Source organism: Dyadobacter sp. Leaf189 (assembly GCF_001424405.1).
Classification (GTDB): Bacteria; Bacteroidota; Bacteroidia; order Cytophagales; family Spirosomataceae; genus Dyadobacter.
The window spans coordinates 753,970-773,220 of the sequence record NZ_LMPS01000004.1 but is presented as its reverse complement, the minus strand read 5'-3'; the positions used below and the strand labels follow the sequence as shown (position 1 = coordinate 773,220).

12 protein-coding genes are annotated in these 19,251 nt (G+C 47.6%); 4 read left to right on the top strand and 8 right to left on the bottom strand.

Annotation, left to right across the window (positions count from 1 at the left end):
• Window positions 1-15: 15 nt before the first annotated feature.
• On the bottom strand, window positions 16-3,039 hold the full coding sequence (locus ASG33_RS12575; protein ID WP_056285277.1) for a TonB-dependent receptor: 3,024 nt from the start codon (window positions 3,037-3,039) through the stop codon (window positions 16-18).
• Window positions 3,040-3,379: 340 nt separating this feature from the next.
• On the opposite strand from ASG33_RS12575, the gene ASG33_RS12570 reads away from it, so the two are divergent.
• A complete protein-coding gene (locus ASG33_RS12570; protein ID WP_056285274.1) occupies window positions 3,380-4,546 on the top strand; it encodes a LacI family DNA-binding transcriptional regulator in 1,167 nt (388 codons plus the stop codon).
• A gap of 269 nt (window positions 4,547-4,815) precedes the next feature.
• Window positions 4,816-5,067 carry a Txe/YoeB family addiction module toxin gene (locus ASG33_RS12560; protein WP_409012516.1) on the top strand — a complete coding sequence of 84 codons (252 nt, stop codon included), beginning with the start codon at window positions 4,816-4,818 and terminating at the stop codon, window positions 5,065-5,067.
• A 100-nt stretch (window positions 5,068-5,167) separates the two neighbouring features.
• On the opposite strand, the gene ASG33_RS12555 is transcribed toward ASG33_RS12560, so the two are convergent.
• From ASG33_RS12555 to ASG33_RS12540, 4 genes are all read right to left on the bottom strand, one after another.
• Complete coding sequence (locus ASG33_RS12555) at window positions 5,168-6,826, bottom strand: RagB/SusD family nutrient uptake outer membrane protein (RefSeq protein WP_056285269.1); 1,659 nt, start codon at window positions 6,824-6,826, stop codon at window positions 5,168-5,170.
• A gap of 45 nt (window positions 6,827-6,871) precedes the next feature.
• Entirely contained in the window at window positions 6,872-10,447 is a 3,576-nt protein-coding gene (locus tag ASG33_RS12550; protein ID WP_056286482.1) for a TonB-dependent receptor, read from the bottom strand.
• Between the two features lie 167 nt (window positions 10,448-10,614).
• Complete coding sequence (locus ASG33_RS12545; RefSeq protein WP_056285266.1) at window positions 10,615-11,730, bottom strand: FecR family protein; 1,116 nt, start codon at window positions 11,728-11,730, stop codon at window positions 10,615-10,617.
• A gap of 97 nt (window positions 11,731-11,827) precedes the next feature.
• Window positions 11,828-12,433, bottom strand: a complete 606-nt coding sequence (locus tag ASG33_RS12540; protein WP_056285265.1) for an RNA polymerase sigma factor — start codon at window positions 12,431-12,433, stop codon at window positions 11,828-11,830.
• Between the two features lie 237 nt (window positions 12,434-12,670).
• On the opposite strand from ASG33_RS12540, the gene ASG33_RS12535 reads away from it, so the two are divergent.
• Window positions 12,671-13,747, top strand: coding sequence for a glycoside hydrolase family 76 protein (locus ASG33_RS12535; protein ID WP_056285262.1), 1,077 nt, complete (start codon window positions 12,671-12,673; stop codon window positions 13,745-13,747).
• A gap of 81 nt (window positions 13,748-13,828) precedes the next feature.
• On the opposite strand, the gene ASG33_RS12530 is transcribed toward ASG33_RS12535, so the two are convergent.
• From ASG33_RS12530 to ASG33_RS12520, 3 genes are all read right to left on the bottom strand, one after another.
• Window positions 13,829-15,292 carry an alpha-L-fucosidase gene (locus ASG33_RS12530; RefSeq protein WP_056285259.1) on the bottom strand — a complete coding sequence of 488 codons (1,464 nt, stop codon included), beginning with the start codon at window positions 15,290-15,292 and terminating at the stop codon, window positions 13,829-13,831.
• A gap of 298 nt (window positions 15,293-15,590) precedes the next feature.
• Window positions 15,591-17,012, bottom strand: a complete 1,422-nt coding sequence (locus tag ASG33_RS12525; RefSeq protein ID WP_056285256.1) for an alpha-L-fucosidase — start codon at window positions 17,010-17,012, stop codon at window positions 15,591-15,593.
• 40 nt (window positions 17,013-17,052) lie between these two features.
• On the bottom strand, window positions 17,053-18,087 hold the full coding sequence (locus ASG33_RS12520) for an isoaspartyl peptidase/L-asparaginase family protein (protein ID WP_056285253.1): 1,035 nt from the start codon (window positions 18,085-18,087) through the stop codon (window positions 17,053-17,055).
• Window positions 18,088-18,338: 251 nt separating this feature from the next.
• On the opposite strand from ASG33_RS12520, the gene ASG33_RS12515 reads away from it, so the two are divergent.
• Window positions 18,339-19,247 carry a hypothetical protein gene (locus tag ASG33_RS12515; RefSeq protein ID WP_056285250.1) on the top strand — a complete coding sequence of 303 codons (909 nt, stop codon included), beginning with the start codon at window positions 18,339-18,341 and terminating at the stop codon, window positions 19,245-19,247.
• The last annotated feature ends 4 nt before the right edge of the window (window positions 19,248-19,251 follow it).

The window sequence follows — 19,251 nt, the reverse complement described above, 5'->3', positions numbered from 1 at the left end:
TTCAAAGTTTAGGGCTTAAAACGTAAGCTGAATGCCTCCCAGGAATGATTTCGATTGCGGATAAACGAGGTTGTCAATTCCGATGGTCGTGTTGGAATTGGCATATGTGTTCACTTCCGGATCGAAGCCGCTGTATTTCGTAAATGTGAACAGGTTATTGCCGCTCACATAAATCCTGATTCTGCTGATTCCTTTGATCGTCGGCAGGGTATAGCCCAGCATCAGGTTCTTGAAGCGCAGGTACGAACCATCTTCAACTGCATAGGAAGAAATCGGCAATCTGCCGGCAACGGCAGGACTTACATACTGGTTGCTTGGATTTTGTGGTGTCCACCGGTTCTCTACGCCCTGAAAAAGATTGCGCTGACCCAGCGGGTTCTCGAATGAGAGGCGGCTTACGTTATAAATGTCATTTCCTTCCGTGCCTGAGAAAAACGCACTCAGGTCAAAGTTTTTAAAGGTAACATTCGTAGAAAAACCGTAGATGAACTTCGGATTTGGATTGCCCGTAATGATCTGGTCTGCGGAATTAATGGCGCCGTCATTATTGAGGTCCTTCACTTTGTGTCCGCCCAGCCTGCCGTCGTAACCAGGGATAATAGCTTCGCCGGTCTGGTTGATTCCGTCAAAAACGTATGTTTTAAACACGCCCAATGGTTGACCTACTTTGAGAACGGTATAATTTGTAATAAATCTTTCGTCGGTAGTGCCGCCGTCCAGATCTAGTATCTTGTTCCGGTTAATGGTCAGGTTTCCATTAATGCTCCATTTTACCGGACCATTCAGCAGGTTGGCATTTGCGGCGATTTCAAGTCCTTTGTTTTCCAGCGAGCCGTAATTTCCGGTAATGCTGCTGTAACCGGAGGAAAGCGGCAGTGTTTTGATATAAAGAAGGTCTTCTGTTTTCTTGACATAATAATCCACAATCAGAGAGAAGCGGTTATTAAGCAGACTTGCATCGATACCTACGTTCGTTTGCGTCGACTTTTCCCAGCGCAGATCGGGGTTTGAAATCCCGGAAGGACGAATGGCAGTAAAGTAAGTATGGTTGATATTGTAGCCGCCGCCAGACTCCACCGTTGCAAGTGACTGGTAAGGATCAATTCCGCCTGCATTTCCTGTGATACCATAGCTACCACGCAATTTCAGGTCCGAAAGCCAAGTCGCATCTTTCATGAACGGCTCTTCAATAATGCGCCATGCTGCTGATACTGCGGGGAAAAATCCGTATTTATGATTGGCCCCAAACTTGCTTGAACCATCGACACGCGCAGTAACGTCAACAAAATACCGGTCTTTGAAACCATAATTAATACGGCCCATGTAAGAATCCAGTCGCTGCATGTTGCGCGAGCTTAATACTGTTCGGTTCAACGCGAGTTGGAGCGCTTCATTCCTGGTCGCATCGTTGGGAAAGCCGGTTGCATTGATTTGGTTTTTGTTATATTTCTCTACCTGAGTGGCAAACAAGCCCGTAAATTTCAAACTGTGGTGAGCACCGATTTTGGTACCATAGGAAAGTACACTCTCGTGAAGAAGCCCCAGCATGTTGGAATTGAACTTGGCGGCAGTTCCTGAATTATCGTTGCGGTCTTTCGCAGCGATAATGGAAATAGGCAAGTAGGTGTCGTTAAGTCTTGAGTCTATATCTGCATTGAAAGAGGCCCGGTAGCTAAGTCCTGGAAGGATCGTGTATTCACCGTAAATGTTGATCAATGCGCGCTTGATATTGCGCTTCCGCAAAATAGACGTGTAATTCAATGGATTGATTACTTCGCGGTACTGACCATTCCCCTGTTCCGCAAATGGGAATATAGAACCGTCGGCTTTGTAGGGCTGTAAAGTTGGTGGCGCGCCCACAGCAGCTCCGAGCACTGTTCCGGTTACCACACCGGCATCGCCAACACTTGTACTGCCGGCCTCAACCCCATTGCTGTTGGAAAAACTTCCCATAACACTGGTTCCCACACGCAGCTTCTTGCTAACATTATGGTCCACATTGAGCCGGTAAGTGAAACGTTTGAAATCGGAATTAATGATCACACCATCCTGATCGAAGTAGTTGGCCGAAAGCGACAGCTGCGTTTTCTCGGATCCCCCGCTGATCGTGAGCTGGTGATTTTGGATCGGTGCTTTCTGGAAGATAAGATCCTGCCAGTCAACTCCCTCTCCCAGGCTCGCGGGATCAGGGTAAGCGTTATTTTTGAATGTTTCGTTTTCAAGCTGCGCAAATTCGGCTGCGTTTAAAACATCCAGTTTTTTCGTCACCTGCTGCACGCCATAATAGCTTTCGAGAGAAACGTTGGTTCTGCCTGCTTTGCCGCGTTTGGTTGTGATGAGGATAACCCCGTTAGCAGCACGTGCGCCGTAAATAGCGGATGCAGAAGCGTCTTTCAATACTTCAACAGACTCGATATCATTGGGGTTAATGGTAGAAAGCGGACTCACATCATTGATCTCACCGCTGTTCGATATCTGAATTCCGTCGATCACATAAAGCGGTTCTGCATTGCCGTTGATCGAGTTTGTTCCCCGGATCCTCACGCTGATATTACCGCCAGGCGAGCCGGAGTTTTGGTTGATCTGCACGCCGGAAACGCGGGACTGAAGTCCCTGCGCGACGTTTGTAATAGGTAGTTGCGTCAATTCATCGGACTTGACGGAAGCAATTGATCCGGTGGTTTCCACCTTGCGCTGCGTTCCATAACCCACCACGACTACTTCCTCCAGCGCTTTCGCATCTACTTTCAGCGTAACATTTACGGTAGAGCGGTTATTAATGGCCACTTCTTCTTTCAGGTAACCAACAAAGGAGAAAACCAGCGTGGCATTTGCAGGCGCTTCAATGGCGTAAGTACCGTCCACGTTCGTAAGGGTTCCTGTTTGCGTGCCTTTAACAGTTACGCTGGCTCCGGGAACACCTTCCCCTTTTTCATCAGTTACTTTTCCGGCGACATTGCCCAACTGGGCGAAAGTGGTCTGTGCAAGGCTCAGCGACAAGCATAGGAGCCCAAGCAAAATGCGTATTTTTTTCTGCATATTAAAGAATATAGGGTTAGAGTGGATAACGGAATAATTCAATTCGAAACAGATTTCTCGCGGATTCAGATATAGAATAGACAGGCAATTCAGGCTGCAATCCGGTGTGATCTGGGCCTTTTTAACTGAAATTAACCGGTGCAAATGCCGAAATCAAGGCGGTTTAAACCTTATCTAATCTCAAAATTGCTCAAAAACTATCGGGAACGTTTGCGAATACGTTACCGATATATGGTTTTATAAATTATTAATATAATAATTCTTTATTTTTGAGCTTGGATTTGTGAGAAGGCAGGAATGGGAGCGTGCAGAAGTGTTTTATTTAAATAGTACAATTGAAATGATCAAATGTGTGAAGTGCGGGCAGGTAGAAGGAATTATGAAAGCTGGGTATGTTCGGGGTAAGCAGCGGTTCCTTTGCAAGCCTTGCAATTACTATTTTACAATCCAGGAAAAAGACGTTTCTACGGCGGTTCAGCAGAAAAGAAAACGTCACCAAACAACCATTATCGATATCGCGCGGACGCTGGGGGTTTCTAATTCTACAGTTTCACGTGCATTGCACGGACACGCTGATATCAGTCCGGATACTCGGCAGGCGGTACTCGACACTGCCGCCTTGCTTGACTACCAGCCCAACCAGCTGGCTTATAATCTGGTGAAAAGCCGCACGAATACAATCGGGATGATCGTGCCGGAATTTCATAATCCATTTTTCCCCAATGTGATCATCGGCGCTCATGAGGTACTGACCAGGGCGGGCTATAACCTGACGATCATGCAGAGCAATGAATCCTATCAGGTGGAAATTTCCAATACGAAGGCAATGCTGGCGAACAGGGTAGATGGGCTGCTGATCTCGCTGACGCAGGAGACGAACAATTTTGATCATTTGAGTGTGTTTGAAAAAAGGGGTATCCCGCTGATCCTGTTCAATCGGGTCTGTGAAGAGATTGACGTGCCCAAAGTGGTGGTGAATGATTTCGAATCCGCATTCATGGCGGTGGAGCATTTGATCCTGAACGGGTACGAACGCATTGCGCACCTCGGCGGGCCGCTTACCTTACTTGTCAGCCAGGAGCGGCTGAGAGGTTATAAAGCAGCAATGCAAAAACACGGCAAAACCATTGAAAGCCACATGGTCATTCAAGGCATGCTGACCCAGCAAAAAGCGCGGATTTACGGACAGTACCTGCTCGACCTCGCCGAGCGCCCGGATGCGATCTTCGCTGTGAATGATTCGGCAGCCATTGAAATCATGCTCATTGCCAAAGAAAAGGGAATTGCTATACCTGACGAACTGGGTGTGGTTGGGTTCAGCGACAACCCGGAATCGGCTTACATTGGACCTGGATTAACTACGATCCGCCAGCCCACACTGGAAATGGGGCAGTCTACGGCGGAGTGGATTTTGCAGCTGGTCGACGCGGAGGAGCTCAATTTACACGAGCGTAAAGTTTTGAATACCGAGCTGATAGTGAGGGGTTCTTCGATGCGGAAGAGTTAGCGGATATTTTTATATTTGTCCTGGTTCCTCAATTCATGACACATACTAACATTAAAAATCTTCACTATGTTACGACTTGCAGTGCCGGCCAAAAGGGAAAAACGAGCGATCCGGAATTTTTTGAGAACACTAAAATCTCAACCCAAATCTTCTGCTCAAATGGACACGACAGAATATTTGATGAGTGATCCACGCAATCGAGAGCTCTTGCTGAAAGCGATTGAAGATGTTGAAAATGGAAAGTTCATTTTTAGGGATCTGATAGAACCATGATGCTCGCCTGGCAGACAGGCGCCTGGGAAGATTATCTGGAGTGGCAAATATCAGATAAGAGTATCGCGAAGAAAATTAATGAGCTTATTAAAGAGTGCTTGAGAACTCCTTTCGAGGGACAAGGAAAGCCGGAAATGCTGCGCTCTAATTTCTCAGGTCATTGGTCAAGACGCATTAACGAAGAGCATCGCCTGGTCTATAGAGTCGAGAAAGATCTGATTATCATTGTCCGCTGTCGATTTCATTAAGGGAAGTAATCTACAACAGGGCCTTTAATTGCCACGAATGCACGAATGAGGCACGAATACTTTCGTGCCTCATTCGTGCATTCGTGGCAATTAAAAAATATTAAGGATTCTGCTTCAACACATTAGCCCCCATGATATCGATCTGAGCCTGGGGGATCGGGAAGTACTCGCTTCTTCCTTTTACGAAAGTGGCGCCCGACAGGTAAGAACGTTTCTTGCTTTCTTTGGTCAGATAAGCATTCAAAACTGAATCAGCAACTCCCCAGCGAACCAGGTCGAAGTGACGGTGGCCTTCCATTGCGAGCTCCACGCGACGCTCAAAACGAACTGCTTTTCTTGCATAATCCTGACTTGCAAATGCCGGGTAAGCTTTCACAAGATAGTTAGCTGCCGGCTTTCCACTCGCGTCCGTTACCACTACATTGGCCGCGCGCGTTCTTACCTGATTAACAAATTTCAATGCAGTTGCAAGGTCGTTTTCTTCCACTGCCACTTCTGCACGCATCAAAAGAATGTCGGCAAACCGGATTGCCCGGTAGTTGTTCGCATTTGCGCGGGGTGATTCAGCGCCTGCATTTTCACCGCTGTAAGCAAAGAACTTCTTGAACGTATAAGGTCCGCCGAAAGCCTGGTCGCGGATCCAGTTTCTGCCCGGGTGGGTGCCCCAGTTCAGGAACGGTAATCCTCTGCGGCCCACAGTCCAGTCGAGTCTCGGGTCAAGGGTTCCTTCGTAAGGCGTGAACGGATCGCTGGAAGCAAGTCCCTCATCATTTTTTACATCCACATCATTGAAAGTATCCAGCAATGGCAAACCGGCCGCATCCGTTTTAAATGCATTCACAAGGTTTTGAGAAGGCTGGAAAAATCCGCAGCAGCCGCCCGGCGCTGAGCCGTAAGGGAAGTTATAGTTATCTCCCCAGCTACCATTCTGGCCGCTTCCGCCGTCACCAACCGACATTTGTACCTCAAAAATAGACTCGCTGTTGTTCTCGGTCGCAATGCGGAAGTTATCGTGGAAGCTATTTACCAATGCAAAAGGTCCGTTGGTAATGATATCGTCCAAAAGAGGTTTTGCAGCTTTATAATCCTGCTGGTACATGTGCACTTTTGCCAATGCAGCCTTAGCAGTCCACTTGCTTACGCGGCCTGCCTGCGCCTTGGTTGCTGATACATTATCTACCGCAAACTGGAAGTCAGCCTCGATCATCGGCCAGATATCCGCCGTGTTGGGCAGGTTCACGAAATCAGTTACCGTTTCGTCAACATAAGGAACCATGTTCCAAAGCTTTTTAGCTTCGAAATGGTACCAGGCGCGCAAAAAGCGGGCTTCTCCCATTGCCTGTGCCTTTTCTGCATCGGTCATATCCGTAGCGAGGCCGATCAGCTTGATAGTATTGTTGGAACGGGAAACACCGTCGTATACCGCGATCCATTTGTCGTTGTATGCGCCAATGTCCGCCTGCGGAATGTAACGCTCAATGGTCGTGATCTGCGCCTGGTCACCTACGTCGGAACCTTTGTATGCATCGTCGGAGGCAATGGAGCCGTAAATCCAGTTACTTACCGAAGAAGTATTAACCGGTCCGGCGCCAACACCGTCGAGCAAGCTGTACGCACCGATCAATACCGCATTTACACCCGCCTTATTTGAAAGTGATTGTTCATTCCCAACACCAAGCGGTGTCGTTTCCAGAAACTCTTTGCCGCAGGAAGTCAGCATTCCCACGCAGACCATTGCAGTTAATATGCTCTTTTTCATATCTATTAGCTTATAATTCACAGATAAAAAGTTTTGTCCCTGTTGTTAGAATCCGAAGTTGATACCGATCTGGTACATTTTGGAATTAGGATAGTTACCCTGATCCACACCCAGTACAGTACTTCCCGGAGTTGAACCCACCGATGTTACCTCAGGATCAATACCGCTGTACTTGGTGATCGTGAAAAGGTTTTGAGCCTGCACGTAAACGCGCGCACTTTCAAATCCGATTTTTGACAAAACAGTACTTGGAAGTGTGTAGCCAATCGTCAGGTTTTTCATACGGAAATAAGAACCGTCTTCGATAAAGTAGCTTGAAGGCTGCTGGCTGCGGCTGTCGTTTGCGTCCAGGATCGGAAGTACTGCATCCGGATTTTCAGGTGTCCACGAATCATTCAGCATGCGCAGACTTCTGTTACCAGCCTGGTTGTTGAAGTCAACCCAGCGTTTTACCATATTGATAATCCCGTTTCCTTTTACGCCCTGGAAGAATGCCGAAAGGTCGAAGTTTTTATAACCAACATTCAGGTTGATACCGTAAGTGAAATCAGGGTGGGGGTTGCCCAGGAACACACGGTCGTTGTCTGTAATGGTACCATCGCCGTCCGTATCGTGGTATTTATATTTACCAACTGCTGCGTAGCCAGGGTATTTAGGTCCTTTGTCCACTTCTCCCTGATTTTGATAGATACCGTCGATCTGTAAACCGTAGAATGAATAAAGGGGCATGCCGGCTACCGAGCGGGTCCAGGTATAGCTGCGGATCGCAGGGCCAAGAAGTACTGCGGAAGAGCTGTTGTTCAGCTTTTTCACTTCGTTTTTGTAAGTAGAAAAGTTAACTCCTACCGAGTAAGTCAGGTCTCCGTTCAATGCTTTGTTATTGAAGTCCAGAGCAAGGTCAATTCCTTTGTTGTTCATTTCACCCACATTCACAAACGGGATTGTTGCTACACCCTGGGTTGCAGGAAGTGCTACCTGATAAAGCATATCCGAAGTAGTACGGTTATACAAATCCAGGTTGAAGTTGAACATGCCTTTCAGGAAAGTCGCGTCCAGACCGATGTTGGTTTGTGTCGTAGTTTCCCATTTTGCATCAGGGTTCCCGAATGCTTCTGTGTCAAAACCAGGCTCAACTGCATTGTTACCGCCGCCGATCGCGTATGAAGATAAGCTCAGACTTGAACGGTACGTGCTGAAACCATTGTAATTACCGATTTCCTGGTTACCAGTTTGTCCCCAGCCTCCTCTTAATTTCAGATCATCCAGCCAGGTAAGTGGTTTCAGGAAGTTCTCTTCCGACAATCTCCATCCCACACTGAATGCAGGGAATGTTCCGTAACGGTTGTTCTGGCCAAAACGGGAAGATCCGTCGCGGCGCACTGTTGCTTCCAGCAAGTAGCGGTCTTTCAGCGCATAGTTAACCTTTCCGAAAATCGAGAAAAGTGCCCATTCGTAACCTCCGCCTCCGTTGTTGATACCTGCTGTACCTGAGCTCAGGAACATGTACTGAGGATCTTCCGAGAAGAAAGTAGTACGTGTCGCATTGAAGTTGCGGCCTGTTCCTTTAATTGCTTCGGTACCCAGCAAAACGCCCAGCTTGTGGTTAGCGCCGATGTTCTTGTTGTAGTTCAAAGTATTTGACCACGTCCAGTTGATATCGTAAGCATTCTCGTTCGACAATGCATTTGCCGCTTCGATCTCCGCTTCTTCAAGGTCCATTAAAGTATAACCCACCCGGTTGAATGCATTCAGATCAATACCGATGCTCGACTTGGCAGTCAGGTCTTTCAGGATATCAATTTCCATGTAAGCATTACCGAATGCACGGAAGTTGTTGGTCTGGTTGTTTCTTGTTCTCCACAGCTGAGCTACCGGGTTGGTAGCTGGACCAAGTCCGGCTGCTCTGGTTGCTGCGAAATTGCCTTTGATATCGTACACAGGAATGATCGACGGAATGCGGTATCCATTTCCGATCGGGTTACCATCCTGGTTGTTCAGCGTGCTGGCAGTACCGTTGTTGGCATAATAACCTTTGTTTTCAGTATAACTTACTTCCAGGTTTTCACCCAAACGAACACGTTTTTTGAATGTAAACTCTGTGTTCGAGCGCAGCGAGTAACGGTTGAAAGAAGTGTGAATCAAAACCCCATCCTGCTTGAAGTAGTTAAGCGCAATGGCGTAACGGCCGGTTTCGGTACCGCCGCTCGCGCCAATGTTGTATTCCTGAATGGCAGCCGGGCGAAGGATCTCCTTGTGCCAGTCTGTTCCTTCCTTGTTAGCTTCTACAATCTGGTAAAAACCAGTGCGGTTGTAGTTGTAAAGCGATGGATTAACGCGCGGATCACTGGCAGAAAGGCCGTAGCTTGATCCCGCGAGGATATAGTCAGGCACTACTGCATTCGGGCCGTTTCCGTATTGCTGGTGCGATGGATTTCCGTTTGTCAGCACACCTGCATTGCGGCGCTGCGTCCAGAGTAGGTCACCAAATTGCTGCGGGTCTTTGATCAGGTCCAGGTCCACTTTTCCTGTTTGTAAACCGGCGCGTGAGTTGAATGTGAATCTCGCTGCACCTGCTTTCCCTTTTTTGGTAGTAATGATAATAACCCCGTTAGCAGCGCGGGAACCGTAAATGGAAGCCGAAGAAGCATCTTTCAAAACCTGCATTGACTCGATGTTGTTCGGGTTAATGCTGTTGAGGCCGCCTTTTGTCGGTACCCCGTCGATCACGTACAATGGATCGTTGTTATTGATCGTACCAAAACCACGGATACGAACTGTCGCCTCTCCGCCCGGAGAGTTGTTGGAAGTAACCGTCACACCCGCCACGCGGCCTTGCAGCTGCTGCGCTACATTTGGAGCAGCCACTTTCGTGAGCTCGGTCGCGTCAACTGTAGAAACAGCACCTGTGATATCTCTTTTGGACTGGGAAGAATATCCGGTTACCACCACCTCGCTCAATGCTTTTACGTCTGATTGCAGTACGATGTCGATCTGAGACTTGTTGGTAATGTCCACTTCCTGCGTCAAAAAGCCGATGGAAGAAACAACGAGTGTTGTGCTGCCGTCGGGTACGTTCAGTGAAAATGAACCGTCGGCGTCTGTGGTAGTACCTACCGATGAGCTGCCTTTCAGTACAACTGTCGCGCCGGGAACTGTGGCGCCGGTTGCGTCGGCTACTTTTCCTTTAATGGAAACGTCAGCGCTTTGCGCGCTTTTCGCATTTACTCCCGCGCCTTCCTGGCTGTTGGGGGATTGTTTGGCAGAAGTTCTTTTCAGCAGAATCTGCTTTCCGGATACTTCATAAGTTACTTGTAACGGTGTCAGAAACTGGTCGAGCACGGATTCGAGCTTGGAGTCCTTTGCCTCAAAGCTCACCTTGCGCTGCGACTGGATCAGCTCGGGGCTGTACATAAAATTTACCCCGGAGAGCTTACTGATCTTATCCAGTGCAGCGCCAATTTTCTGCTCACGGATACTTACCGTCAAGCGACGGTTGAGCACATCCTGCGCGAATCCGTCTGCGAGGGAAATGCCTGCAAACTGGATGGTGATGAATAATTGTACGAGACTGATTCTCATAATTTTAAGCAGGTAATTCCGCCGGTAAAAGGTTTTTTTCATACTTTTGAACGTTTTGTTGTTTTGAAAAATCGGCAAACAAAATCCCATGCTCCTTTCGGGGCAGCAATCCGGGTAACGCAATCTGGTTGGGGGTTTAATTCGGGTGAGTGATGTGGCGACATCATTCACCTTTTTTCATGATCAGGCTGGTGGTTTATGGTGAATAATTATTTACAAGAATTTCCGGTAATGATCATTTTCTCTCCCTGCCGCTGGTAACTCGCTTCCAGGATCGTGCAAATCCATTTCATCTTGTTTTCCAAAGGCTCGTCTCCGAGTACCGCAGTAATGCTGCAGTCGGACATTGCTTCTTTATTGTACACGATTTTGATCCCATACGCACTTTCAAGCGATCGGAACACTTCGGATACGGGCGTTTCGGTATAGTTAAAAACCTGCTCTTCAATGGGAATGTCCAGGAGCTTGGGGATTTTCGATTCAGTCCTGGTCAGCTTGCGCAGGTTTCTGTCAAAAGTCGCCTTCTGGTTCCGCGTCAGAATAAGTAAACCCGCACTATTGCCAGTTCCGTTTGTCTGGTAATCCTTGCGTGACCATACTGACACCTTCCCTGTTTTTACCGCCACAACGATTTCACTTTTCGCCTTCCCGGCGCTGATGCTGAAACTGGTTCCGTAAACCTTCGTAACGAGCTCGTTGGCATAGACGAAAAATGGCTTTTCCGGATTTTTGGTAACTTCAAAAAAGGCTTCTCCTGACAAGAACACGGCCCGTTTTTCCTTTCCAAAATCGCCCGGGTAACTGATTTTGCTATTCTTATGCAACACCACCGAGCTACCGTCCGGCAGCTGCACGTATTTCAAACTGGCACTGAGGTTCTCATTCTCTATGATTGAATCGCGGTCTGCCAGCTGGTAGAGGTCATTATCATAAGATATCGTCTTGCGAGTATTCCGTGAATGCATGATAAACGCTGCCCACGCGATACCCGCTGTTAGCAGCACCGCCGCGGCTATGGTCCAGTACCTTCTGAAACCGTTCCAGTCAACTGCGTTTGCAGCAGCTTTTTCGCGCTCGATCTGCATTGCCTTTTCCAGGGAAGAGCTTATTGCGTGCTCAATATGCGCATCGGAAAGCTGCGGGTAGCTGTTTTCCATACTGTTGATCAGCTCTGCGGCTTCATCCAGCACCTTTGCATGATCTGGCCCATTCAATTTCCATTGCTGCCAGTACATATCATCTTCCGGCTTTTCACCTTTCGCCCAGCATATAAACCGCTGGTTTTCGAGTAGGTCTTGAAGCAGGGAAAGGTTACTGTCCGACATTTTTGCAAAGTGGTTTTTTGGAGCCACACAGGTATTATCCCTTTATGTTGTCGGACTACTCAGTTGGCAGCGAAAATTTTTTTGATTTTTTAAAAATTTAGAACAGAATACGGGAAAAAGCGAGTGTAGCGATTGAAAGAAATGCAGAAGCGGGCCACAATTCCCTCAGTTTCCCCAGTGCACGCTGTATAATGTTGCTGGCCGATTGCGGGTGAATGGAGAGTAATTTGGCGATTTCCTCAGGTTTGAGATTTTGGTAAAAACGCAGGTAGATTACTTCCTGCTGGCGGGAAGGGAGCCGGCTTATCAGCTGACGGATGCAGCTGCTGCGCGAACTCGCCGTCTCCTCGCTGATCAGCAATGTTTCAGCGGAATCCTCCTGATGGAGCTGGGCTACCTGATCGCATATTTCCACTTTCGCGGGTGCAGCTTTCAATGCTTTGAAAAGGCGATGCCGGAATGATTTGATAAGGTAAAACTTCACTGAAGCCGTATCGCCGACCGTGCTGCGATGGAGCCACAAATGGACAAGCAGATCCTGCAATGCATCTTCGATCAGCTCCTGATCGGAGCTGAACTTTTGTCCGTAATGGAATAAAATGCGGTAGTATCGGCGGGCTAGTTCCGTGTACGCGTTTTCATCTCCCTGCCGAAAGCAATTCCATAAAGATGCATCATCAGTATGTTTGGAAAATGTAGTCAAAATCAGGAAAACGGTAGGAATAGGTTGCTAATGAATCAAATATAGGTGTTGTGCCTAATGCATGAAATAGTGTTTTGTAGTTCCTTTAAAAATCAAAATTTAATTGCATTATTTTCCTAAAATCAGAACGATTTGTCTTTGGAGAGGAGAGGTTTTGTAACCAAAAGTAGATTTAAATTGACAGTAAATCAGACGAATGGCGTTGTTTTGCGAGTGAGGATCTAAACATACCCAACTATGCTACAAAGACGGACCTGGTCACTTTCTATGCTTCTTTGCCTGCTTTTCTCACAGGCAGATGCGCAGACGAAAGCCGAGTACCAGCAGCGGATTACACTTATCAGCCAGAATATCAGCAAGGTATTCTACGAACCGAAGTCGGGTTTGTATATTGAAACAAATGGAAAAAATGAGAAACCGCATTCGTTTCTCTGGCCGTTATGCGCATTGATGCAGGCTGCCAACGAAGCCGATGCCTTGATGCCGGGGGGACAAGCCATGAAGCCTGTGCTGAATGCAATCGGCAAGTACCGTAACAACGACGCGCCTGCGCCGGGTTACCAGGCTTACGTCACCAAAGAACAAAAGGATTCGAGGTTTTACGACGATAACCAATGGATCGCCATCGCGGCGCTCGATGCATACAACCGGACAAATAATACCGCTTACCTCAAACTGGCAGAGGAGATTTACAGGTTTATGATGACCGGATATGACCAGAAATCGGGCGGGGGCATTTACTGGAAGGAAGACGAGAAGAATACCAAGAATACCTGTTCAAATGGACCGGGTATACTGGTGGCGCTGCAATTATATAAAGTCAGCAAAAAGAAGGAGTACCTCGATACTGCGCTGGATCTTTACAAATGGACCAACAAACACCTGCGCTCGCCGGACGGTACTTATTGGGATGCGATCAAAATTCCATCCATGAAAATCGATTCCGCCAAATACACTTACAATACGGGTACCATGCTGCAATCGAATGTACTGCTTTATGAAATCACCAAAGAGCAGCAATACCTGGATGAAGCAAAAACGATCGCACAGGCTGCCCGCGACTTCTTTTATGTAAACAACAAGCTGCCCGCCAATTATTGGTTCAATGTGGTTCTGCTGCGCGGATACGAGGAACTTTATAAGGTTACCAAAGACAAAAACATGCTGACGTTTTTCATTGATGATGCAGAGCGGATATGGAAAGAAGAGCGCGATGAAAATAACCTGATCGGCAGAAAGCAGGAAAAAACACTGATCGACCAGGGCGCGATGATTGAAATGTATGCGCGCCTGGCACGGCTCACGGCCGAGTAATCTGAAATAAGCTATAAAAGCAATGTCCCCGATAAGTGCTGTACTTATCGGGGACATTGCTTTTACGAGGTTCTTTTGTGCTTATTCGGAATCTTTATACAACCCGAACTCACTGATCGCCACACTCACAGGTGACTTGGTAATCCGCAGGCGGATTCGCTGTGCAGTAACCGGAGCTTCCAGCTTAACGATCCTTTTTGCGCCTACGCTGGTACCTTTATGGATTTCCTTCCATTCCGTTCCCTGCCACGCGTCTACTGCAAATTCTTCAATGCGCTGACCGAGTTTGATGAATTCCTGCAAGGTAATAATGTCAAAAACGGCAGGTTGTCCCAGGTCCAGAATCACTTCCGGCGTTTTAAAATCATCGTCTGTTGCCCAGTAAGTTTCAGGTTTTCCGTCCAGCAGATTTTTGGCGCTGTAAATGGAGTTATAACCTCTTACATTAACCGCTTTGGAGCTGGCTTTCGCAATCAGGTTGGTAGCAAAGGTTTCTTTAACATGATCGCCGAATGCTTTCAGCGCAGCAACATCATCGGCGTGCAGCTGGCCGCGTGTGTCGGGAGCAAGCCCAAGGTCCAGCGCTGCACCTCGACCAACACTTTTCAGGTACAGGTCAAACAGTTTCTCCGGCGATTTCGGCTTTTCATTGGGGTGGTAAAACCAGCCTTTGCGAAGCGGCACATCGCATTCAGCAGGTATCCAGAACTTTCCATTGCGGGTACCACCTGGGTTTTCGGTTGCATTTGCCTGTCCTGGAACTGCTACATTCTTGCCTTCTGAGGGTTTAGGTGTTAATGTAGCCCATGAGGTTTCATTTACACTTCCATCTTCATTTCCTGCCCAGCGCACATCCCAGCCTATATCGCTGAAAATGTTTGCATTGGGCTGCAATTTGCGGGTCAGGTTTGTCCAGGTTGAATCCCATTGGTAGTAAGTGGTATTGTCGATAGAGCGTTTTTCCCTGGCTCCTCCATAGTATCCGTCGCCTCCATTTGCGCCGTCGTGCCACGACATAAACAGCTCACCATAATTCGTATAAAGCTCGCGTAGCTGCTCGCGGTAAATCGCCAGGTATTCCGGGGTGCCATATTTTGCATTGTTGCGGTCCCAGGGCGAGCAGTAAACTCCGAATTTCAGGCCATGCTTGCGCGTCGCGTCGGCTACTTCTTTAACCAAATCGCCCTTTCCGTCGCGGAACGGACTTTTGGTGATATTGTATTCTGTGGTTTTGGTTGGCCAGAGCGCAAATCCGTCGTGGTGTTTTGCCACCAGCACAATGCCTTTCAAGCCACCTGCTTTTGCTGCGAGTACGATCTGTTCTGCATTGAAATCACTGGGATTAAAGGCTTTCGGATCAGCATCTCCAAATCCCCATTCCTTATTTTCAAAGGTAGTAGGAGTGAAGTGTATAAGGCCGTAAACCTCAGTCTGGTGCCATAATACCTGCCTCGGAGCAGGTGTTGCACCGTAAGGTTTTGGGGGAGTCTGGGCAAAAGCATTCAGTGCCGAAAGAAAGAAAAGTGCGGCTATGGGTTTGATCATATGAAAGGGAATTACTGTTATTTCCGGAAAGTGTTTGTTAGGTTAACGTTTCGGGATGATCTGGTATTTTTCACCGGGTAACTGCCAAAACGGAATTTGCTCTTTTAACTTTTAACAAAGTAGAAATTTCCTCTAAGTCTGATCTGAGAAGTGGTTTACTGACTACTTCCAGATCAGTTTTATCTAGTACTTTGAAGTCTGGCTTCATTTAAAATATCGTTTAACAACCATGCTGCCTCCAAGCAAAGATAAGATTAATCTAATGCCTGGCAACAAGCTTTTGGTATAACAGGTTACCCTAGTTAATCACCAGCAAATAAGCCGGTTGTTCACCCAATTCAGCTACTGATTTTGCGGGTAGCTGGATTACTCCGTCTTTTACTTTTAATGCTTTTTTGCTTCCTGCAAAGGTCACTTTTGCATTGGCGGCTAGCGTTAATCCTTCCGGTTTCAGGCTTGCTGGCAGCTTTTCTCCGGCTTCCGCCAGATAGAATGCGTAAGTGGTGTTACCTTTTTTTGTATAAGCCCATTTGCCCTGACGGTATGGTGCCAGCGGTTTGGTCTCGTAAATCCCTGTTCCGTTTACATTCATCCATTTCCCTATTTCTTCCAGTCGCGCGTAGGCTTCTTCGTGCCACTCTCCATCAGGCCCCGGCGCTACGTTAAGGAGCAGGTTTCCGCCTTTGGCGACAATATCCAACAGGGTATGTACAAGCTTCCGGGTAGATTTGAAGTTCTCTTTCGGGATATAAGACCACGAGTCGCCCATCGTCATACAAGACTCCCAAGGAATCGACATATAATGTTCAGGAATCGATTGCTCGGGTGTTACATAGTTTTCAAACTCGCCGGTAACAGTCCTGTCCACAACCAGCAAACCAGGCTGGTGCGAGCGCGCCATCTTGGCAATGCGTGCCATATCAATGTCCTGCTCATACGGAATGCTTTTCTGCCAGCTGATATTCGGGTCTATCGTGTTCAGCGGACGTACCCAACCTCCGTCCAGCCAGAGAATGTCCACCGAGCCGTAATCCGACATCAACTCTTCGATCTGGTTGTAAGTGAAATCCTTAAATTTAGTCCAGAGCTCAGGCCGCTTTTTGGGATCATAAGAGGCATTGCGGTCTTTCGGCGGGAAGTACTTCCACCAGTAAAACTCGTTATTCCAGTCTGGTTTCGAGAAGTAGGTACCTGTCATGAAACCCTTGTTGCGGAATGCAGCCAGTACTTCCTTGGTTACGTTGCTTTTTGGATTTGATTTGAATGGCGTGTTCGTGATCTTATAGTCCGTGTACTTGGAGTCGAACATCGTAAATCCGTCGTGGTGTTTGGTAGTAAAAACCACATATTTCATCCCCGCATTCTTCGCAGCCTGCGCCCACCTTTCGGGATTGAATTTGACGGGATTGAAGGTTTGTGGTATTGCTTCGTAAGCTTTTTTATAATCGTACCAATCATGTGAATGCGGACCTCTGCGCTCGCACCAGCCTTCGTCTTCCGGGCAAAGCGACCACGATTCCACAATGCCCCATTGACTATACGTTCCCCAATGCATCAGCAAGCCGAATTTAACATCCTGCCACTTGCTGAGCTTTTGTTGCACAAGCGGATCTGCTGGTGCTACATACTTGGAATGGTCCTGCTCGGCATGTTGCTGGGCAAGGGACAGGTTCCCTAAAAGCAGTCCCGAGAACAGGATTGCCGCAGATCGTAATTTCATTTTGAAAAAATTAGTAACAGAATTATAAACGAGGTGACTATCAGGCAAAATGGCTGTCCGCATTGAATACCTTTCCTTTTCCGCCTGTTTCGGTAACTGTGTAGTTAAAGCCTTTTTGAAGAGAATACGCGCCGACTTCCCCGTTTTTGTTAATTGCTATAAACCCTACCTGAAAAGTTTTCGCCTTTTCGGGATTGATCTTTACAATGCGTTCGATGGCTTTTTTGCATGCTTCTTTAGGTGAAGCGCCGTTTCGCATCAGCTCCACGATGGTGTGGGTACCGCAAATGCGTATCACTTCTTCGCCCTGGCCTGAGCCCGTCGCAGCGCCTACTTCATTATCCACATATAGTCCCGAGCCGATAATAGGGGAGTCGCCCACACGGCCGCGCATTTTGAAACCCATTCCACTTGTGGTACACATTCCCGACAGGTTGCCGGCGGCATCCATCGCGAGGGTGCCCATTGTATCGTGGTTTACCGAACCGTCTTCAAAGTGGCTGGGCGCAAAAGGGCCGTGGCCTTTTGGCTTGGATTGTTGATGTTCAATGTTGATAACGGGCTTGTATTCGGCCTTTTTCAACCATTCTTTATATGTTTTCGCAGCATCAGGCGACAATTCTCCCGATTCCAGCTTAAAGCCGCTTGCTACTGCAAACTGCTGCGCACCTTCACCCGCCAGAAATACGTGCGGCGTGTTTTCCATCAGCTTCCTAGCGAGCGACGCCGGGTGTTTGACGCGCTCTACAAATGCAACCGAGCCGCAGTTGAACTTATCGTCCATGATGCAGGCGTCCAAAGTTACCCTTCCGTCCCGATCCGGATTTCCGCCCAGTCCGACACAGCAGTTCACTTCATTTTCCATCGCGATTGCCGCTTGTTCCACTGCATCCAATGCTTTTCCTCCTTTTTCGAGCACCGGCCACGCTCCTCCATTGGCAATTTGCCCGCTGTCCCAGGTAGATATGACAATGGGTTTGTTGACCGGCTTGCTCCTGGCAAACAAATCGTTGACTCTTGTGAAAGGAAGTGCGAAAGCAGAAAGTTGGAGGAAAGACCGGCGATTCGATTTCATAGAAGAGAGAAGATGTCAGTGAATAACTTTCTAATATTTTAAAAATACCTTCGTATTAATTCAAATTTTTTCAAATATACTGGGCTAAGTTGTCCCGACAAATGAAAATACGAAATTTCATTTGCATAAATGCCTGTTGGATAGTCAGGCACCTGCAACATTTTGTTTGTATTTTGATTTAGCTGAAATTCGGAGTTTGAAATCACAATGACACCACTAAGATTGTCAGTCAGCTTAAATGCCGCCTTATCATGAACCTTCCTAAAAACAGTGTTGACGTAGCGATAAATGCCTACGGTAAACCTTATCAAACTGCAATGACATTGCTGACTTTGATGAAAGAATCAGGGCAATGGATCAATAAGATTTACTTTGTTGAGGAAGCGAAACAGCCCGAGCCTTCCAACTTCCAGTTTATTCTGGACTATCTCGGGGATAAAGTGGTCTACTACAAGCCAAGTCTCTGGCTTTGGACCAAAAATCTGAAATTCAACTTCCTTTTAAAACTGCCGTTTTTCCGACGTGCAATCCGGTATCAGTATGCGTGGGAGAAATCAAATGCGAAGTACCTGCTGGTGATGCATAATGACGTATATTTCAAGGCGGACCTCATTCAGGAATATCTTCGGCATATAGGCGATACTTCGGGAATCGGGCGTATCGGGCAGTGCTGGGGCTGTCCTGCATTCGAGGCGAAGCGTTGTAATCCGGATATCTATACCCGGTACAAACCAGGTTACGAGGAGGTAATGCAGCTGGCTGCCGAATACCCGCAGGCGCGTACATCCACGTACACCGAGGTTGTCGATCCCGCCGCACCCTGGCCGCTTCCGGAATGCAGGCTGAATGAATATGTGGCGATGATCGATCTGGAGAAAACCAGAAAAGATACGTTGCCGGTTGGTAAAGGATCTGCATTCGGGAGCTATGACCGCCTTGATGTTGGCGTGAAATGGTTTGCTGACATGAACAACCTCGGGCATTCTTTCCGCCATTTTGACTACGATCCTTACGCTACCCATAGTTGGATCAGTATGAAAAACGCGGGTCACGATGCACTTTTCAATAAGGATCTGTATCAGTATGAAGAGTCTGTCGCATTGCAGCAGCTGGTCGACGAGTTTGGCTTTGACCCGAAATCAAAAACCTTCAAAAAATAACTGT